Raw genomic sequence first — 17101 nt, 5'->3', positions numbered from 1 at the left:
GCGTTACCAAAGACTCAGGGTCGCGACAGGAGGGCCTGTTGCCGACGAACCCCGCTGCCGAACCTATATGGTAAAGTGGCGCACTTTTTCGAGGGGACATTCACTGTGTGGGAATTGGTCAAATCCGGCGGCTGGATGATGTTGCCGATCATTCTGAGCTCCATCGCCGCACTCGGCATCGTCGCCGAACGCCTGTGGACCCTGCGCGCCAGTCGCGTGACCCCTGAACACCTGCTGGGGCAGGTCTGGGGCTGGATCAAGAACAAACAGCTCGACAAGCAAAAACTCAAGGAGCTGCGCGCCAATTCGCCGCTGGGTGAAATCCTCGCCGCCGGCCTGGCCAACTCCAAGCATGGTCGCGAGATCATGAAAGAGTGCATCGAAGAAGCGGCTGCCCGGGTTATCCATGAACTGGAGCGCTACATCAATGCCCTCGGCACCATTGCCGCCATGGCGCCGCTGCTCGGTTTGCTCGGCACGGTGCTGGGCATGATCGATATCTTCAGCTCGTTCATGGGCTCGGGCATGACCACCAACGCGGCAGTATTGGCCGGGGGGATTTCCAAGGCATTGATCACCACCGCCGCCGGCCTGATGGTGGGGATTCCTTCGGTGTTCTTCCACCGCTTCCTGCAGCGTCGCATCGACGAACTGGTGGTTGGCATGGAACAGGAGGCCATCAAGCTGGTGGAAGTGGTGCAGGGCGATCGTGACGTAGACCTGGTCGAGGGCAAAGCGTGAAATTTCGCCGCAAGCAACGGGAAAATGTCGATATCAACCTCGCGTCATTGATCGACGTGGTGTTCATCCTGCTGCTGTTCTTTGTCGTGACCACCACCTTCACCCGGGAAACCCAGCTGCGTGTCGACTTGCCGGAGGCGGTGAGCGGTTCACCTGCCGAAGACCAGCAGGTCAAGCAACTGGATATCGCCATCAGCGCAGAAGGCGTATTTTCAGTGAATAACCAATTGCTGCAGAAAAACGACCTCGCCGGCCTGATGGAGGCCTTGCAGAAGGAGTCCGGTGGCGACACCCAGCTACCGCTGTCGATCAGTGCTGATGGCAAGACCCAGCACCAAGCGGTGATCACCGCCATGGACGCGGCCGGCAAGCTCGGCTTCAGCCATTTGCGCATGACCACCGTCGAGGCGGCGAGCCCGCCCTGATGGCCATGTCCGATCGTTTGCTCAAGGCCTGGTACGAGGGCCATCCGGCATTGGTGCTGTTGCGGCCGCTGGAGTCACTGTATCGCCGCGTGGTGCAACGCAAGCGTGCGCGCTTCGTGGCAGGCGAGGGCGAGATTTATCAATCGCCGGTGCCGGTGGTGGTGGTCGGCAATATCACCGTGGGAGGCACCGGCAAGACGCCGCTGATCCTGTGGTTGATCGAGCATTGCCGTCGTAGCGGTTTGCGCGTGGGCGTGGTCAGCCGTGGCTACGGTGCCAAGCCGCCGCAGTTGCCGTGGCGGGTCGAGGCCAGCCACAGTGCCGAGGTGGCCGGCGACGAGCCCTTGCTGATCGTGCAGCGCAGCGGCGTAGCGCTGATGATCGACCCCGACCGCAGCCGCGCGGTAAAGGCCCTCTTGGCCAGTGAACCGCTGGACCTGATCCTCTCCGACGACGGCCTGCAGCATTACCGCCTGGCCCGCGATCTCGAACTGGTGCTGATCGACGCTGCCCGTGGCCTCGGCAATCGTCGCTGCCTGCCGGCCGGGCCGTTGCGCGAGCCGGTGGAGCGCCTGCAAAGTGTAGATGCGTTGCTCTATAACGGTGCCGGTTCGGACCGTGAGGATGGTTTTGCGTTCCGACTGCAGCCCACCGCGCTGGTCAACCTGCGCAGCGGCGAGCGCCAGCCCGTCACGCACTTTGCGCCGGGCCAACAGGTGCATGCGGTCGCCGGTATCGGCAATCCGCAACGTTTCTTCAATACCCTTGAAACGCTACACTGGCAGCCGCTGCCCCATGCTTTTGCCGACCATGCGCCCTACAGCGCCGAGGTCTTGAATTTTACCCCGTCATTGCCGCTGGTCATGACCGAAAAGGACGCGGTGAAGTGCCGCGCCTTTGCCCAGCCCGACTGGTGGTACCTTGCGGTGGATGCGGTGCCGTCGCCAGCGTTCGTCGCCTGGTTCGACACGCAGTTGATGCGTCTGCTGCCCAACCGTCTATTGCCTTAACGCTTCTTTCCAGGAATCACTCATGGACACCAAACTGCTCGACATCCTCGCTTGCCCGATCTGCAAAGGCCCGCTCAAGCTCAGCGCCGACAAAACCGAGCTGATCAGCAAAGGTGCCGGCCTGGCTTACCCGATCCGTGACGGCATCCCGGTGATGCTTGAAAGCGAAGCCCGTACCCTGACCACCGATGAGCGCCTGGATAAATGACCACCGCCTTTACCGTCGTCATCCCCTCGCGCTATGCCTCGACGCGCCTGCCGGGCAAACCGCTGCAACTGATCGGCGCCAAGCCGATGATCCAGCTGGTGTGGGAACAAGCGTGCAAGAGCAGCGCCGAGCGGGTAGTGGTGGCCACCGATGACCCGCGTATCATCGAGGCGTGCAAAGGGTTCGGTGCCGAAGCGGTCCTGACCCGCGAAGACCATAACTCCGGCACTGATCGTCTGGCCGAGGTGGCGACCAAGCTTGGCCTGGCGCCCGACGCCATCGTGGTCAACGTGCAAGGTGACGAGCCATTGATACCGCCGGGTGTCATCGACCAGGTCGCCGCCAACCTCGCGGCCCATGGCGAGGCGCGTATGGCGACCTTGGCCGAACCGATCGAAGATATCGAGACGCTGTTCAACCCGAACGTGGTGAAAGTGGTCAGCGACATCAACGGCCTGGCACTGACCTTCAGTCGCTCTACCTTGCCGTGGGCGCGGGATGCCTTTGCCAGGAGTCGCGACGTGTTGCCGGAAGGCGTGCCGTATCGCCGCCATATCGGCATCTACGCCTACCGCGCCGGTTTCCTGCATGATTTTGTCAGCTGGGGCCCGTGCTGGCTGGAAAACACCGAATCCCTGGAGCAACTGCGCGCCCTGTGGCACGGCGTGCGCATCCATGTGGGCGATGCGTTGGAAGCGCCGCCGGCGGGCGTCGACACTCAGGAAGATCTCGAACGCGTCCGTCGCCTGCTGGGCGCCTGATGGAAGTTCTGTTTGTATGCCTGGGCAATATCTGCCGCTCGCCAACCGCTGAAGGCGTCCTGCGCCATAAATTGCGCGAGGCGGGCTTGGCCGGCCAGATCGAGGTGGCGTCTGCCGGCACCGGTGAATGGCATATCGGCAACCCGCCGGACCAGCGCAGCCAGCGTGCGGCACTGGGGCGTGGTTACGACCTGTCATTCCAGCGTGCCCAGCAGGTTTCCCGCGCCGACTTTGCGCGCTATGACCTGATCCTGGCCATGGACCACAGCAACCTGCGCAACCTCAAGGCCATGCAGCCGGGGCAGGGCAAGGCGGAACTGGACTTGTTCCTGCGCCGCTTTGACGGCGAAGTGGACGAAGTGCCAGACCCTTACTACGAAGGTGAACAAGGTTTCGAGCGGGTCCTGGACCTGATCGAGCGCGCCTGTGATTTATTGGTGATCGAATTGAAGGGGCGGTTATGACCTTGCAAGTGCTTGCGCAGGTATCGCTCAAGCCATTCAACAGCTTTGGCATTGATGTGCGCGCTCAATTATTTGCCGAGGCCCACAGCGATGCCGAGGTTCGCGAGGCCATCGCCTATGCCGCTGCACACGCGGTACCGTTGCTGGTGATCGGTGGCGGCAGCAATTTGCTGTTGACCCAGGATGTCCCGGCGCTGGTGTTGCGCATGGCAACAGAAGGCATTCGCGTGCTGCACGACGATGGCGTGCACGTGGTGGTCGAAGCCGAAGCGGGCGAAGCCTGGCACCCGTTCGTCCTGTGGACCCTTGAGCACGGCTTCTGCGGCCTGGAAAACCTCAGCCTGATCCCCGGCACCGTCGGCGCCGCACCCATGCAGAACATCGGGGCCTATGGCGTGGAGATCAAGGATGTCTTCGCCGGCCTCACCGCCCTGGATCGCCAGACAGGCGAACTGCGGGATTTCAGCCTGGACGAGTGCAACTTTGCTTACCGTGACAGCCTGTTCAAGCATGAAGTCGGGCGGTGGTTGATCCTGCGGGTACGCTTTGCCCTCAGCCGCACCACTCACCTGAAACTCGACTACGGCCCGGTGCAACAGCGCCTGACCGCGCAGGGCATCACCCACGCTACACCAAGCGATGTGAGCCGGGCGATTTGCAGCATTCGCCGCGAGAAACTGCCGGACCCGGCAGAGTTGGGCAATGCCGGCAGCTTCTTCAAGAACCCACTGGTGTCCCAGGCCCTCGCTGCCGAACTGCAAAGCCAATACCCGGACTTGGTCGCATACCCTCAGGCCGACGGGCAAATGAAACTCGCCGCCGGCTGGCTGATCGACAAGGCAGGCTGGAAGGGCTTTCGTGACGGCGATGCGGGCGTGCATAAGCTGCAGGCCCTGGTGCTGGTCAACTACGGCGCAGCCACAGGGCGCGAGATTGCCAACCTGGCGCTACGTATCCAGCAGGATATCTTCAAGCGTTTCAAGGTCGAGCTGGAGATGGAACCCAACCAGTACTGATCTTTCAGGCCTGGAAATGAAAATGCCCCGTATCTTGCGATACGGGGCATTTTTTATTGCGCTGGCTGATCAGTCGTCGCGGCTCATGATGCCGAAGATCTGCAACAGGCTGATGAACAGGTTGTAGATCGATACATACAGGCTGATGGTGGCCATGATGTAGTTACGCTCACCACCGTGGATGATGGCGCTGGTCTGGAACAGGATGCACACCGAGGAAAACAGCACAAAACCTGCGCTGATCGCCAGTTGCAGACCGCTGATCTGGAAGAACATGCTGGCCACCACCGCCGCCAGCAACACGAAGAAGCCTGCGGTGATGAAACCACCCAGGAAGCTCATGTCCTTACGGCTGATCAGCACGTAGGCCGACAGGCCACCAAATACCAGCGCCGTCATGGCAAACGCCGAACTGACCACTTCCGCACCGCCGGCCATGCCGAGGTAACGGTTGAGGATCGGGCCGAGGATAAAGCCCATGAAACCGGTCAAGGCAAACGCCGACACCAGGCCCCAGGCCGAATCGCGCAGCTTGTTGGTCAGGAAGAACAGACCATAGAAGCCGATCAGCACGACAAAGATATTCGGATAACCAACGCGCATCTGTTGGGCCACATACGCCATCACGCCGCTGAATGCGAGCGTCAAGGCGAGCAAGCCGTACGTATTGCGCAACACGCGGCTGACTTCAAGCTGCTCAGCCTGCGCGTTGCCATTCACTGCGTAATTCTGTTCGCGCATGGCGACACTCCTTCAGTTTTGAAACGTTCAGTCGCAAAGATCATAACAGACGCTCTGTAACAAGCGATGCAGAGAGTTTGACAGTGTGTTTCATTCGGGTATTATGGCGCCCGCTGACACGGGATGAGCTACTATAATCCTGTGATGCACAAGGGAAATTGGCAGAGTGGTTGAATGCACCGGTCTTGAAAACCGGCGAACGTTAATAGCGTTCCCAGGGTTCGAATCCCTGGTTTCCCGCCAAACACGAGAAAAATCCCGCGAGTTAACGCCCGCGGGATTTTTTTGTCTGCGTTTTTTGCATTGATTTTTTGGGGCTTTCAGGGGGGTAAACGGCCAGCATCACCTCGTTGGCGAGCAAGGCCAAAACGCTGAGGCGGGGTATGAAGGATCGGTTTTAGATCGATGTTGACTTCGAAGTATCAGGGGTAGACTCTGAGCCTTGCAGGGCTTCGCAGCTTAAAATCTGCCTCAATCATCTTGCTGAAGGATTGCTTTTTATCTCTAACGCAGACACATGAATGTCCAGATTTATCAGTCCATGGACCTTTTTGTCATGGTGGTAAAATAATCTGATTTTCACCTGCGGTCTGCATGAGAAGCCTGCAAATCTTGGGCTGCTGCCGAGCCTGACTTATACGAAAGACCCTGGTTAGTTCAAATGATCAGTACGTTGCCTTGAATGGATTGAGGCAATTGGCCGCTAGGGGCGCGCGAAGATTTTTCATGGACTTGCACTTACCTGATGGAGGTGCAATCAATCGTTAGAAGTGAGTTAGTTCACTTCTGGAGGCAAGGATGCACGACCTGGTTACGTCTGAAGATTCTGTTCATGTATGTATTCACACGCTATTTGAGGCAAACGTTGCGCGCTGTCCCGAGGCAAGGGCGCTGGTCTTTGAGGGCGAAGTGCTTAGCTATGACGAACTTAACGTCAGGGCTAATCGGTTGGCGCATCGACTGATCGGATCGGGCGTCGGGCCTGACCAGCGTGTGGCGATCTGTGTTGAGCGTTCCCCGGCGATGGTTGTAGGCCTGATGGCGATCCTGAAGGCGGGCGGCGCCTATGTGCCTCTTGATCCCGAAAGTTCGGGGGAGCGGCTAGCGTTCATTCTGGGTGATACGGCGCCGGTTCTGGTGCTCGCTGACGCGGCCGGTTGCCATGCGCTCGGGGACGCTTTACAGGCGTATACCGTCCTCGATCCTGGCGATAGCTTTGTTGAAGCGCACGCCAACCCTCAAGTGGTCGGCCTCACCCCCCACAACCTTGCCTATATCATCTACACCTCTGGCTCAACCGGACAGCCCAAGGGCGTCATGGTCGAACATGCTCAGGTGGTGCGTCTGTTCGACACCACACATCGATCCTTCGGTTTTGACGACCGTGATATCTGGTGCCTTTTCCACTCATTCGCTTTTGACTTCTCGGTCTGGGAACTGTGGGGCGCCCTTCGTTATGGTGGCACGTTGGTGCTGGTTTCGCATGCTGTCACTCGTACACCGAAAGCGTTTTACCAGCTTATTTGTGAGCAGGGTGTCACCGTCCTGAATCAGACCCCGAGCGCCTTCAGCGCCTTGATGGAATACACGCAACCGTCATCGGACCGATTGCGTTATGTCATTTTCGGCGGCGAAGCTTTGCAGCCGGGGATCTTGCGCGACTGGTACGGCGCGCGGGGAGCGTCTGGCCCGCAACTGATAAACATGTATGGAATCACTGAAACCACGGTTCACGTCACTTTTTATCCGCTGACACCTTTGGATGCGCAACAAGCCCACAGCGTGATCGGTCAATGTCTGCCGGATCTGAGCCTCTACCTTCTGGATGCGCACGGCCAGCCCGTACCCGCAGGGGAAGTGGGAGAAATCTATGTCGCTGGCGCTGGTGTGGCACGCGGCTATCTGAACCGGCCAGAGCTGACGGCAGAACGCTTCCTGCATGATCGCTTCTCGGGCGAACCCAAGGCGCGGATGTACCGGTCGGGGGATCTGGCGCGTTATCTGCCAGACGGCAATCTGGCGTTCCTGGGACGTAACGACGATCAGGTGAAGATCCGCGGCTTTCGCATCGAACTGGGTGAAATTGCAGCTAAGTTGGCCGAGCACCCTGGCGTCCGTGAGGCGGTGGTGGTGGCGCGAGGCGAGGAGGTCGACAAGCGCCTGGTCGCTTATGTGTTGACGCAGTCCGAGGTTTCGGACTCCGGCCTGGCGTTGGCGGGCGTGCTACGTGAATACCTGAACAACCGTTTACCCGAGTATATGGTGCCGTCTGCCTTTGTGCGGATGGACAGCTTCCCGTTGACGGCCAATGGCAAGCTTGATCGTAAGGCCTTGCCTGCCCCGCAGGAGAGCGCTTATGCGCGTGAAACCTACGAGGCGCCACTTGGCGCGACAGAGATCCTCCTTGCCGGAATCTGGTCGCAGCTGCTGGGCGTTGAACAAGTCGGTCGTCAGGACAACTTTTTTGCCCTCGGAGGCCATTCGCTCATGGCCGTGCGGCTGGTCAATCGTATTGCCGCCGCCGGGGCGGAACTGCCCCTTGCATCCTTGTTTACCTCGCCAACGCTCCAGGCTGTGGCATCGGCTGTCGACGCCCGACGAGACGCAGGTGCCGGGGCGTGCGCAGCGATTCAGCCCCTGCATCGTACGCAGCCCCTGCCGTTGTCTTTCGCGCAGCAGCGGTTGTGGTTTCTGGCGCAACTGGACAGTAACATCAGCGACGCCTATCACATCCCCCTGGCGCTGAGATTGCGCGGCCAGTTGGATGTGAAGGTTCTGCAGCAAGCCCTTAATACACTGTGGTCGCGTCATGATGCATTGCGGTCGGTCTTCGTCACCCAAGCGGGCGAGGTCGAGGTGCGCCTGCTGGGCAGCGGCGACGGTCTGCCATTACGCACGATTGAACTGGTCGGCCCCGACCAGGAAGCAAAGCTTGCAGAGCTTTGTACCCAAGAGGCTTGTGAACCCTTTGATCTCGCTGCAGGCCCTTTGATCAGGGCTTGCCTGATCCATGTGCCTGGCACCGCCTGCGGTGAAGAGCACGTATTGCTGCTTACGCAACATCACATCGTTTCGGATGGCTGGTCGCTCGGTATCCTGTTGCCTGAACTGAGCGCACTCTACACGGCCTTCAGCAAACATCAGACCAATCCGTTGCTGGCGCTGCCTATCCAGTATCCGGACTATGCCGCCTGGCAGCGGCAATGGCTGACCGGTGAGCGCTTGAACCAACAGGCCACGTACTGGAAAAAGACGCTGGCCGATGCGCCAACCCTACTCGACCTGCCAACGGACCGGGGTCGGCCCGAGCAACAATCCCTTGTCGGCGCCTCGGTGCCGATCGAGTTCAGCGCAGAGCTCACAATTGCCCTTAAGCATTTCTGCCAGGAGCAAGGCGTAACGCTATTTATGGCAGTGCTGGTGGCTTGGTCGGCCGTGCTGTCACGTCTGTCAGGGCAGGAAGATATTGTGATTGGTGTGCCAAGTGCCAACCGGGGCCATAGTGACATCGAGTCGCTGATCGGTCTCTTTGTCAACACATTGGCGCTGCGGGTTGATCTTGGCGGCGCCCCGAGCGTTGCCGAGTTGACTGCGCGAGTGCGCGAGCGAGCACACCAGGCCCAGGACCATCAGGACCTGCCGTTCGAACAAGTGGTGGAGATAATCCAGCCGCCTAGACGATTGAGTCATACGCCATTGTTTCAAGTGGTGTTCGCCTGGCAGAACTACGATGCAGGCCAATGGGCTTTGCCCGGCCTGGAAGCCAGCCCGGTGGGTTCTTCCTACGCAGTAGCCCGGTTCGATCTGGAGTTGAACCTTGCCGAGATCGGCGACCAAATCGTGGGTGCTCTTGGCTATGCGACGGCATTGTTCGACGCGGCCACAATTGAACGTCACGTTGGATATCTGAAGAATGTCCTTGGGGCGATGACACAGGATGCGAGCCAGACCGTCGCAAAAATAGACCTGCTTGACCCATCTGAGCGCACCTTGTTGCTCAAGACATGGAATTCGATGGATGAAGTCCACCCTGCGCATCAGTGTATTCACCAGCTGTTCGAGGAGCAGGCTGCGCTCAATTTTGAAGCTACGGCGCTGGTCTTTGAGGGCAAGTCGGTCAGCTACGGTGACCTCAATGTCAGGGCCAATCGGTTGGCGCACCGGCTGATTGCCTTGGGCGTAGGGCCTGACCAGCGTGTGGCGATCTGTGTCGAGCGCTCTGTGGCAATGGTTGTCGGCCTGCTGGCGATTCTGAAGGCCGGGGGCGCCTACGTGCCGCTCGACCCGGAATATTCGGGCGAGAGACTGTCGTTCATTCTAGGTGATACCGCTCCGGTGCTGGTGCTGGCCGATGCGGCCGGGTGCCAGGCACTCGGTGACGCGTTGCAGGGCCGAACCGTACTCGATCCCAACGAGGTTCATGCACAAGGGGCAGTCGAAGCGGATGCTGACCCAAGGGTTGCTGGCCTTACCCCCGAGAACCTCGCCTACATCATCTACACGTCGGGTTCAACCGGGCAACCCAAAGGGGTGATGATCGAACATGCTCAGGTGGTACGCCTGTTTGACACGACACGCGCCGATTTTGCTTTCGAGGCCAGTGATGTCTGGTGCCTCTTCCACTCTTTTGCTTTCGACTTCTCGGTGTGGGAACTGTGGGGCGCCCTCCGTCATGGAGGCACACTGGTGTTGGTGCCACATGCGACAACCCGCTCCGCGCAAGCGTTCTACCAGTTGATTTGCGAGCAGGGCATCACCGTTCTTAACCAGACCCCGAGCGCATTTACTGCTTTGATGAAGTATGCACAGCCATCGTCGGACCGGCTGCGCTATGTCATATTTGGCGGCGAAGCGCTGCAGCCCTCGACTCTGCGCGAATGGTATGGCCAACGTGGCGACTCTGGCCCGCAACTGGTGAACATGTATGGGATTACGGAAACCACGGTCCATGTCTCTTACTACCCTCTGACCTCAGCCGATGCGCGACAAGACGAAAGCGTGATCGGCCAGCGTCTTCCGGACTTGAAACTCTATCTTCTCGACGCCTTTGGCCAGCCTGTTCCGATGGGCGCTACGGGTGAAATGTACATCGGCGGTGCCGGCGTCGCGCGTGGTTATCTAAACCGCCCCGAACTGACGGCTGAACGCTTCCTGCGCGACCCTTTTACGGAGGAGTCCGCTGCGAGGATGTACAGGTCGGGGGATTTGGCTCGTTATCTTGCGAACGGGAACCTGGTGTTCCTGGGGCGCAATGATGATCAGGTCAAGATTCGCGGTTTCCGGATTGAATTGGGTGAAATTGCCGCCCGATTGGCTGAGCATCCGGCCCTTCGCGAAGCGGCGGTGGTCGCGCAAGGTGAGGCTGCCGACAAGAGGTTGGTCGCCTACGTCGTCGCGAATTCAGACATCCAGCCTCTGCAAGTTACCGGCGAGGCCGGCTTGGCTTTGGCGGGCACGCTGCGTGATTACCTGAGCGACCGTTTGCCCGATTACATGGTGCCGTCCGCCTTCGTGCGAATGGACAGTTTGCCGCTGACGGGCAACGGCAAGCTGGACCGGCGAGCGTTGCCGGCTCCAGAGGACGACGCCTTTGCGCATGCACGCTACGAGGCGCCGTTGGGTGCGATTGAGGTCACACTTGCCTGGATTTGGTCAGAGTTGCTTGGGGTCGAAAAAGTCGGTCGTCATGACAATTTCTTTGCCCTTGGCGGGCATTCACTCTTGGCGGTGCGATTGATCGAGCGGTTACGCCGTGAGAACTTGAGCCTGGCTGTGCGGGATTTGTTTCAGACGCCGGTATTGTCAGTACTGGCTGGAAAGCTTGGTCAACACTGCGAGGAGGTGGTGCCACCCAATCTAATCAGGCCTGAAACACGTATTATCACGCCCGACCTGTTGCCGCTGATAGATCTCAGCCAAGTGGACATCGACCTGATCGTTTCACAGGTTCCTGGGGGTGTGGCCAATATCCAGGATATCTATGCGCTCTCACCCATGCAGGATGGCATCCTCTTTCATCACCTGTTGGCGAAGGAGGGTGACCCCTACTTGCTGGTTGCCCAGATGGCCTTTGCTGATCGTGAAACACTGGAGTGGTATCTGTGCGCGGTTCAGCAGGTTGTAGACCGTCACGACATTCTGCGCACAGCCTTTGTTTGGGACGGGTTGTCCCGTGCAGCGCAAGTTGTATGGCGCCAGGCTCCTCTCTCGGTCGTCGATGTGGTGCTCGATCCGGCAAATGGTTCTGTTACCGATCAGCTTTCGCAACGTTTTGATTCCTGCCGGCATCGGATCAACCTGACGCAGGCGCCCGTACTGCGCTTTATAGTTGCGCATGACCCTGGCGCAGACCGGTTCATCCTGGTGCAACTGCAGCATCACTTAATCGACGACGCTTCGTCATTGCAGTTTTTTTATCACGAGGTACAGGCTTTCCTCGCTGAACGTAGTGAGCAATTACCTTCGCCTCAACCGTTCCGCAACCTGATAGGTCAGGTACGGTCAGGTAAAAGCGTGGCCGAGCATGAAGCTTTCTTCAGGTCCATGCTGACTGACATAGAGGCGCCGACGCTGCCCTTTGGGCTGGCACAGGTGCATCTGGACGGCGCACAGGTGAGCCAGACCTATCGCAGGGTGTCTGCCGATCTCAATGAACGGTTGCGGGCTCAGGCGAAGCGGTTGAACGTGAGTCTGGCCAGCCTGTGTCACGTGGCCTTTGCCCAAGTACTGGCGCGCACCAGCGGCCAGGAAAAGGTTGTGTTTGGTACGGTGCTGTTTGGGCGCATGCAAGCCGGTCATGGCTCAGATCGAGCTATGGGCATGTTCATCAACACGCTGCCGATCCGATTTGACTCAGGTGGCATGGGTACCGCCCAAAGCGTCCAGCAGGCACATGCCCGCCTGGCAGCTTTGCTCGCCCACGAACATGCCTCGCTGGCGCTGGCGCAACGGTGCAGTGGGGTCGCCACGGGCACGCCGTTGTTCAGCGCCTTGCTCAATTACCGGCACAATGACCTGGCGGGCTCGGACAACATTGTTCAGACCATGGGGCAAATCAAGGGCGCTGAGTTCTTGAGTGAGCAGGAGCGGACCAATTACCCGTTTACGTTGTCTGTCGAAGATTTCGGTCACTCGTTGGGGTTGACGACGCAAGTGGTGGCGCCATTCGATTCCGTTCGTGTATGTGCCTATATGGAGCAGGCATTGGACAGCTTGGCTCAGAGCCTGGAGCACTCGCCGCAGCGCCCGGTTCGACAGCTGAATATTCTGCCAGCGGCTGAACAGACATTGCTGCTCCAGACGTGGAACCCGACGCCCGCATCTTCCCTGCAAAAGCTGTGTATTCATCATGTGTTCGAGGCGCAGGTTGCCCGCACCCCGCAGGCGACAGCGCTGATCTGTGAAGGCAAGACGCTCAGTTACGCGCAACTCAATACCAGAGCTAATCAGCTTGCACTGCGGCTGGTTGAACTGGGTGTGGGGCCAGACCAGCGAGTGGCTATTTGTGTCGAGCGTTCCATGGCCATGATTGTGGGGCTCATGGCGATCCTGAAGTCGGGCGGCGCCTATGTGCCGCTTGATCCGGCTTATCCGGCAGATCGTCTGGCATACATTCTTGACGACACGGCACCTCTATTGGTGCTGGCCGATACGGCCGGGCGGCAAGCGCTAGGTGAGGCTTTAATGTCTTACACCGTGCTTGATCCCAATGAAATACCGGCACGAGCGGATGCCAATCTGCAGATCCGCGGCCTCACATCCCGCCATCTGGCGTATCTGATTTATACCTCGGGTTCGACCGGTAACCCCAAGGGCGTCATGATCGAGCATCGTGGGTTGGTCTCATCCACACTGGCAAGGACTACGTTCTATAAGTCAGGCATTGGCGATGTGTTCTTACTGCTGTCATCCATGGCGTTCGACAGTTCGGTAGCAGGCATTTTCGGAACGTTAACAACCGGAGGTGCCTTGTGTGTGCCCGGTAGCGATGCGGTCGTAGATCCCCGCATCATCAGCCGCGTTTTGATTGAAAATGAAGTCACGTCCTTGCTGCTGGTGCCGTCACTGGCAAGACTGGTCCTTGCACAAGTCGCCCAAAGTGGATATGCACAATTGCGTCAGGTGAAAGTGGCGGGTGAAGCCTGTCCTGGGCAGTTGGTCCAGGAGGTGGCTTCAGCCTTTCCGGCGGTTGAGTTATTCAATGAATATGGCCCGACTGAGGCGACGGTCTGGGCGGCGGTCCATCATTGTTCCTTGGATGACGTTGATCCGGTTCCTATAGGCCGCTCGATTTCTAACGCCTGCATTTACCTTCTGGATGGCGACGGCACGCCTGTTCCACTGGGAGCGGTCGGTGAGATTTACATCGGAGGTAGGGGAGTTGCGCGTGGGTATCTGAACCTGGTCGAACTGACGAATGAGCGTTTCTTGCCTGATCCTTTTTCCGCTACTCCCGACGCGCGTATGTATAGGACAGGTGACTTGGCTCGTTACCAGGCCAATGGAAATCTGGTGTTTTTGGGACGTAATGACGACCAGGTCAAGATTCGCGGCTTGCGGATCGAGCCGGGTGAAATCGCTGCCAGGCTGGCCACGCACCCTTCCATCCGCGAGGCGGTGGTGGACGTGCAAGGTGTGGACCTGGACAAACGCCTGATCGCATATGTAGTGACGCAGCCGGCGGTCTCCAAAGATGATATCTGCATCCCTGATGCCGCCACGGACGCGAATCTGCCGATAGCAGGACGACTGAGAGATTATTTAAGTGAGCGCCTACCCGACTACATGGTGCCGTCAGCCTTTGTGTTGATTGAATGTTTGCCGCTGACCCCCAATGGCAAGCTTGACCGGCGGGCCTTGCCTGCTCCTGGAGATGAGGCCTTTGCCCACGCGGCGTATGAGTCGCCGCGAGGTGAGACGGAGACTATCCTGGCAGCACTTTGGTCAGGCTTGCTTGGACTTGAGCGCATCGGTCGACAGGACAACTTCTTCGCACTCGGCGGTCATTCGCTCATGGCTGTTCAGATGATGCAGAAGATCAGAAATTATGGTTTGGAATGCTCGCTTGGCGATATTTTTCAACACCCTCGATTGGCCAACCTTGCCGTTCAGATCGCACAGTCTCCTGTGCCCGTTCCGCAGGTCGGGGTAATTACCGTGCGCGCGGGCGGGGCTGAGTGCCCGGTGTTTTTCGTGCCCTCGGGGTTAGCCGATTATTCGTATGCTGTTTCGCTTGCCCAGCAAATCCGCTCCAGCTGTCCGGTCTACGCATTGCCGTGGGCTGCTATCGGTGATCCTTTGCCGCACTCATTGGAAAATATGGCCGAAAGGATGATTCCGCTTATGCAGGCGATACAGCCTGAAGGGCCGTATCGCATTGCCGGGTATTCTTCTGGTGGGATTCTCGCCTATGCCATCGCCCAAGCGCTGACAGCAAAGGGGGCCAGCATTGAGTTTCTAGGTTTCATCGATGTTCCTGCTCCGCATAAGTTGCCCTATAAAAACCATGGCATCAGACGCTACTTTATTGAGCATGTGAAAGCGGTTGCCTCGGAATCGGAGCGATACAAGTTCGATGTGCTGGATGAAGGGCAGGAGATATCCGAGCTGATCACAAAGGCCCAGGATTTGGGTGGCTATGATGTCAATGCAGACGTTGCGCTGGAAACAGCCAAATGGCACGGCATTTATCATTTTTCGCAGATTGCCCGTGCCTACAAACCCGCGCCGTTACCGGTCAATCTCCATCATTTTTTCGCGACTGAACCAGAGGCCGGTGCTTTATCGCAGGTTGGCAGGGTGGGCGGGTGGCGCGAGCTGTTGCCTGACTGGGCGATCAGTTCGGTTGCGATTCCAGGCGGGCACGTCTCGATGATGGAGGACTTCAATAATCGCACGCATTTGGCCGCCGCCTTGAATCGAGCGCTGTTGTAGCGCTTTTCGCCCCTCTACACGCTAGTGGGCGCGCCGCTGCCCACTTGCATGCACGAGCAAATAACCCATCAGTGTTGATGAAGGCCGAATCCGCATGTGTCACATGCGGCGGGGCGTTCATCAGCATTACCTTATGAAAAGGAGCAATCATGGCGAATCCCTATCGCGAACTTTTGACTACCCCGGGCGTCATGGGATTAGTCGTAGCGAGCTCCATTGCCCGCCTGCCGCAGGCAATGATCGGCATCGGCATCATTACCATGCTGGTGCAGCAGACAGGGCTTTACTGGCTGGCGGGTTCGGTGGCCGGTACGTTCACTCTGGCGAATGCCCTGATTGGTCCGCAAATCTCGAAACTTGTGGATCAGCGCGGCCAACGTCGGGTTCTACCCTACGTGACGGCTTTCAGTATTGGTATGTTATTGGCGTTGATACTCGCCGTCTACATGAGTGCCCCAGCCTCACTGCTATTCGTTCTGGCAGCGTTGGCAGGCACGATGCCGAGCATGCCTGCGATGATCAGAGCCCGCTGGACACAGCTTTTCCGTGGCAAGCCGCAGTTACATACGGCCTTCTCTCTAGACACGGTTCTGACCGAACTTGCCTTTATCGTCGGCCCGCCCCTTGCCATTGGTTTGAGCGTGAGTTTTTTTGCCGAAGCCGGACCGCTTGTCGCGGTGCTGTTGCTGATCGTCGGCGTTACCGCTTTTCTCATGCAGCGCCAGACTGAACCGAAAGTAGTCGTGGGCATCAGGCGTAACGCAAGCTCGACTCTGCTTATCCCCGGCGTCCGCACCATTGTGCTGGCACTTTTGGCAATGGGTGTAATCGGCGGATCGGTCGACGTGGCGGTTGTTGCCTTCGCCAACGCGCAGGGCTGGCCTGCCTCCGCCAGCTTCATCCTGGCGGCCTATGCGCTTGGTTCAATGATCGCGGGCCTCACATTCGGTGCACTGAGAATCTCTTTGCCGATTGAAAAGCAATTTTTCATCGGAGTGTTGATAACGGCGGTCACTTCCGTGTTGCCTATTCTTTCACCGAACGTCTACATCCTTAGTGCAATGCTGTTTGTGGCCGGAATGTCCTTCGCGCCAACAATGGTAGTTGTCATGAATCTTGGTACGATCATTGTTCCACCATCCCGGATCACTGAGGGGCTTACATGGATGACTACAGGCATCAGTATCGGTGTCGCGCTCGGTGGCGTGTTGGCGGGGTTGGTAATTGACATCTATGGCGCACAGGCAGGATTTGGTGTGGCGATTGTCGCGGGCTTGCTCATGGTTGTGGTTGTGCTTTTGGGGCTGCGTACACTTCGCACTACGCCTGTGGTTTGCACAGAGTTGAACTTCCAGTGATGATATGAATGCCGCTCGTACGCTGGTTGATATTGGGCCTTGCGGTGATGATATTTCTGGACACGGCGCTTAGTTAGCATGGGCCGTGTGCGTGCGGCAGACCTTTGCAGCAAGGCGCCAAAAGCCCCGTAAATCCGGGGCTTTGTCTCGGGTTATTTGAACAGGCCGCCAATCGCATTGATCGCATCCGCAGCCTTGTTCACGTTCTGTTGGTGCTGGTTGTTGGTATCCACCTGCGCCTGGGGGATTGTAGTTGCCGCTGACGCAACTTTTGTTTGCCAGCGTCACAGGGCGGTGGGTGATATCTGGATTGTCACCGTGGTTTCGGTCACGTCCTTGTTGCTGCTTGAGCCTATGGTGGTTTGGTCGCTGTTTCATGAAGCGCCTGGGCGCGGCGCGTTGGTCGGGTTTTGCCTGGGCGCCTTGGGGATGCTTGCCACGATA

10 protein-coding genes and 1 tRNA gene are annotated in these 17101 nt (G+C 58.5%); 10 read left to right on the top strand and 1 reads right to left on the bottom strand.

From position 1 onward, the window contains the following. The first annotated feature begins 105 nt into the window (after positions 1-105). The 7 genes from PSEBG33_RS11285 to murB are packed head-to-tail and all read left to right on the top strand — an operon-like array spanning position 106 to position 4625. The gene (locus PSEBG33_RS11285) at positions 106-741 is read left to right on the top strand and encodes a MotA/TolQ/ExbB proton channel family protein (RefSeq protein WP_005789055.1); all 636 of its coding nucleotides are present in this window, start codon (positions 106-108) and stop codon (positions 739-741) included. Then, positions 738-1166, top strand: a complete 429-nt coding sequence (locus PSEBG33_RS11290; protein WP_005789054.1) for an ExbD/TolR family protein — start codon at positions 738-740, stop codon at positions 1164-1166. Before PSEBG33_RS11285 ends, PSEBG33_RS11290 begins: the two co-directional genes overlap by 4 nt. After that, positions 1166-2176 carry a tetraacyldisaccharide 4'-kinase gene (lpxK, locus tag PSEBG33_RS11295; RefSeq protein WP_005789052.1) on the top strand — a complete coding sequence of 337 codons (1011 nt, stop codon included), beginning with the start codon at positions 1166-1168 and terminating at the stop codon, positions 2174-2176. The genes PSEBG33_RS11290 and lpxK overlap by 1 nt, the downstream gene beginning before the upstream one ends. A 22-nt stretch (positions 2177-2198) precedes the next feature. After that, positions 2199-2384 (top strand): Trm112 family protein, encoded by a 186-nt coding sequence (locus PSEBG33_RS11300; RefSeq protein ID WP_003174668.1) that lies wholly within the window; start codon positions 2199-2201, stop codon positions 2382-2384. After that, positions 2381-3145 (top strand): 3-deoxy-manno-octulosonate cytidylyltransferase, encoded by a 765-nt coding sequence (gene kdsB / locus PSEBG33_RS11305; protein WP_005789046.1) that lies wholly within the window; start codon positions 2381-2383, stop codon positions 3143-3145. Before PSEBG33_RS11300 ends, kdsB begins: the two co-directional genes overlap by 4 nt. Further along, positions 3145-3609, top strand: a complete 465-nt coding sequence (locus tag PSEBG33_RS11310) for a low molecular weight protein-tyrosine-phosphatase (protein ID WP_005789044.1) — start codon at positions 3145-3147, stop codon at positions 3607-3609. Before kdsB ends, PSEBG33_RS11310 begins: the two co-directional genes overlap by 1 nt. Next, positions 3606-4625: a UDP-N-acetylmuramate dehydrogenase gene (gene murB / locus PSEBG33_RS11315; protein WP_005789043.1), complete on the top strand. Its 1020-nt coding sequence runs from the start codon at positions 3606-3608 to the stop codon at positions 4623-4625. Before PSEBG33_RS11310 ends, murB begins: the two co-directional genes overlap by 4 nt. 69 nt (positions 4626-4694) lie before the next feature. Here murB and PSEBG33_RS11320 read toward each other — a convergent pair whose 3' ends face one another. Then, on the bottom strand, positions 4695-5366 hold the full coding sequence (locus PSEBG33_RS11320) for a Bax inhibitor-1/YccA family protein (RefSeq protein ID WP_003192030.1): 672 nt from the start codon (positions 5364-5366) through the stop codon (positions 4695-4697). 152 nt (positions 5367-5518) lie between these two features. Here PSEBG33_RS11320 and PSEBG33_RS11325 point away from each other — a divergent pair. From PSEBG33_RS11325 to PSEBG33_RS11335, 3 genes are all read left to right on the top strand, one after another. Next, positions 5519-5609, top strand: a tRNA-Ser gene (locus PSEBG33_RS11325). Positions 5610-6164: 555 nt separating this feature from the next. Next, entirely contained in the window at positions 6165-15299 is a 9135-nt protein-coding gene (locus tag PSEBG33_RS11330) for a non-ribosomal peptide synthetase (protein ID WP_005789039.1), read from the top strand. Positions 15300-15448: 149 nt separating this feature from the next. Further along, positions 15449-16657 (top strand): MFS transporter, encoded by a 1209-nt coding sequence (locus PSEBG33_RS11335; RefSeq protein ID WP_005789037.1) that lies wholly within the window; start codon positions 15449-15451, stop codon positions 16655-16657. The last annotated feature ends 444 nt before the right edge of the window (positions 16658-17101 follow it).

The organism is Pseudomonas synxantha BG33R (genome assembly GCF_000263715.2).
GTDB lineage: Bacteria > Pseudomonadota > Gammaproteobacteria > Pseudomonadales > Pseudomonadaceae > Aquipseudomonas > Aquipseudomonas synxantha_A.
This window is presented reverse-complemented; position numbering and strand designations above follow the sequence as displayed.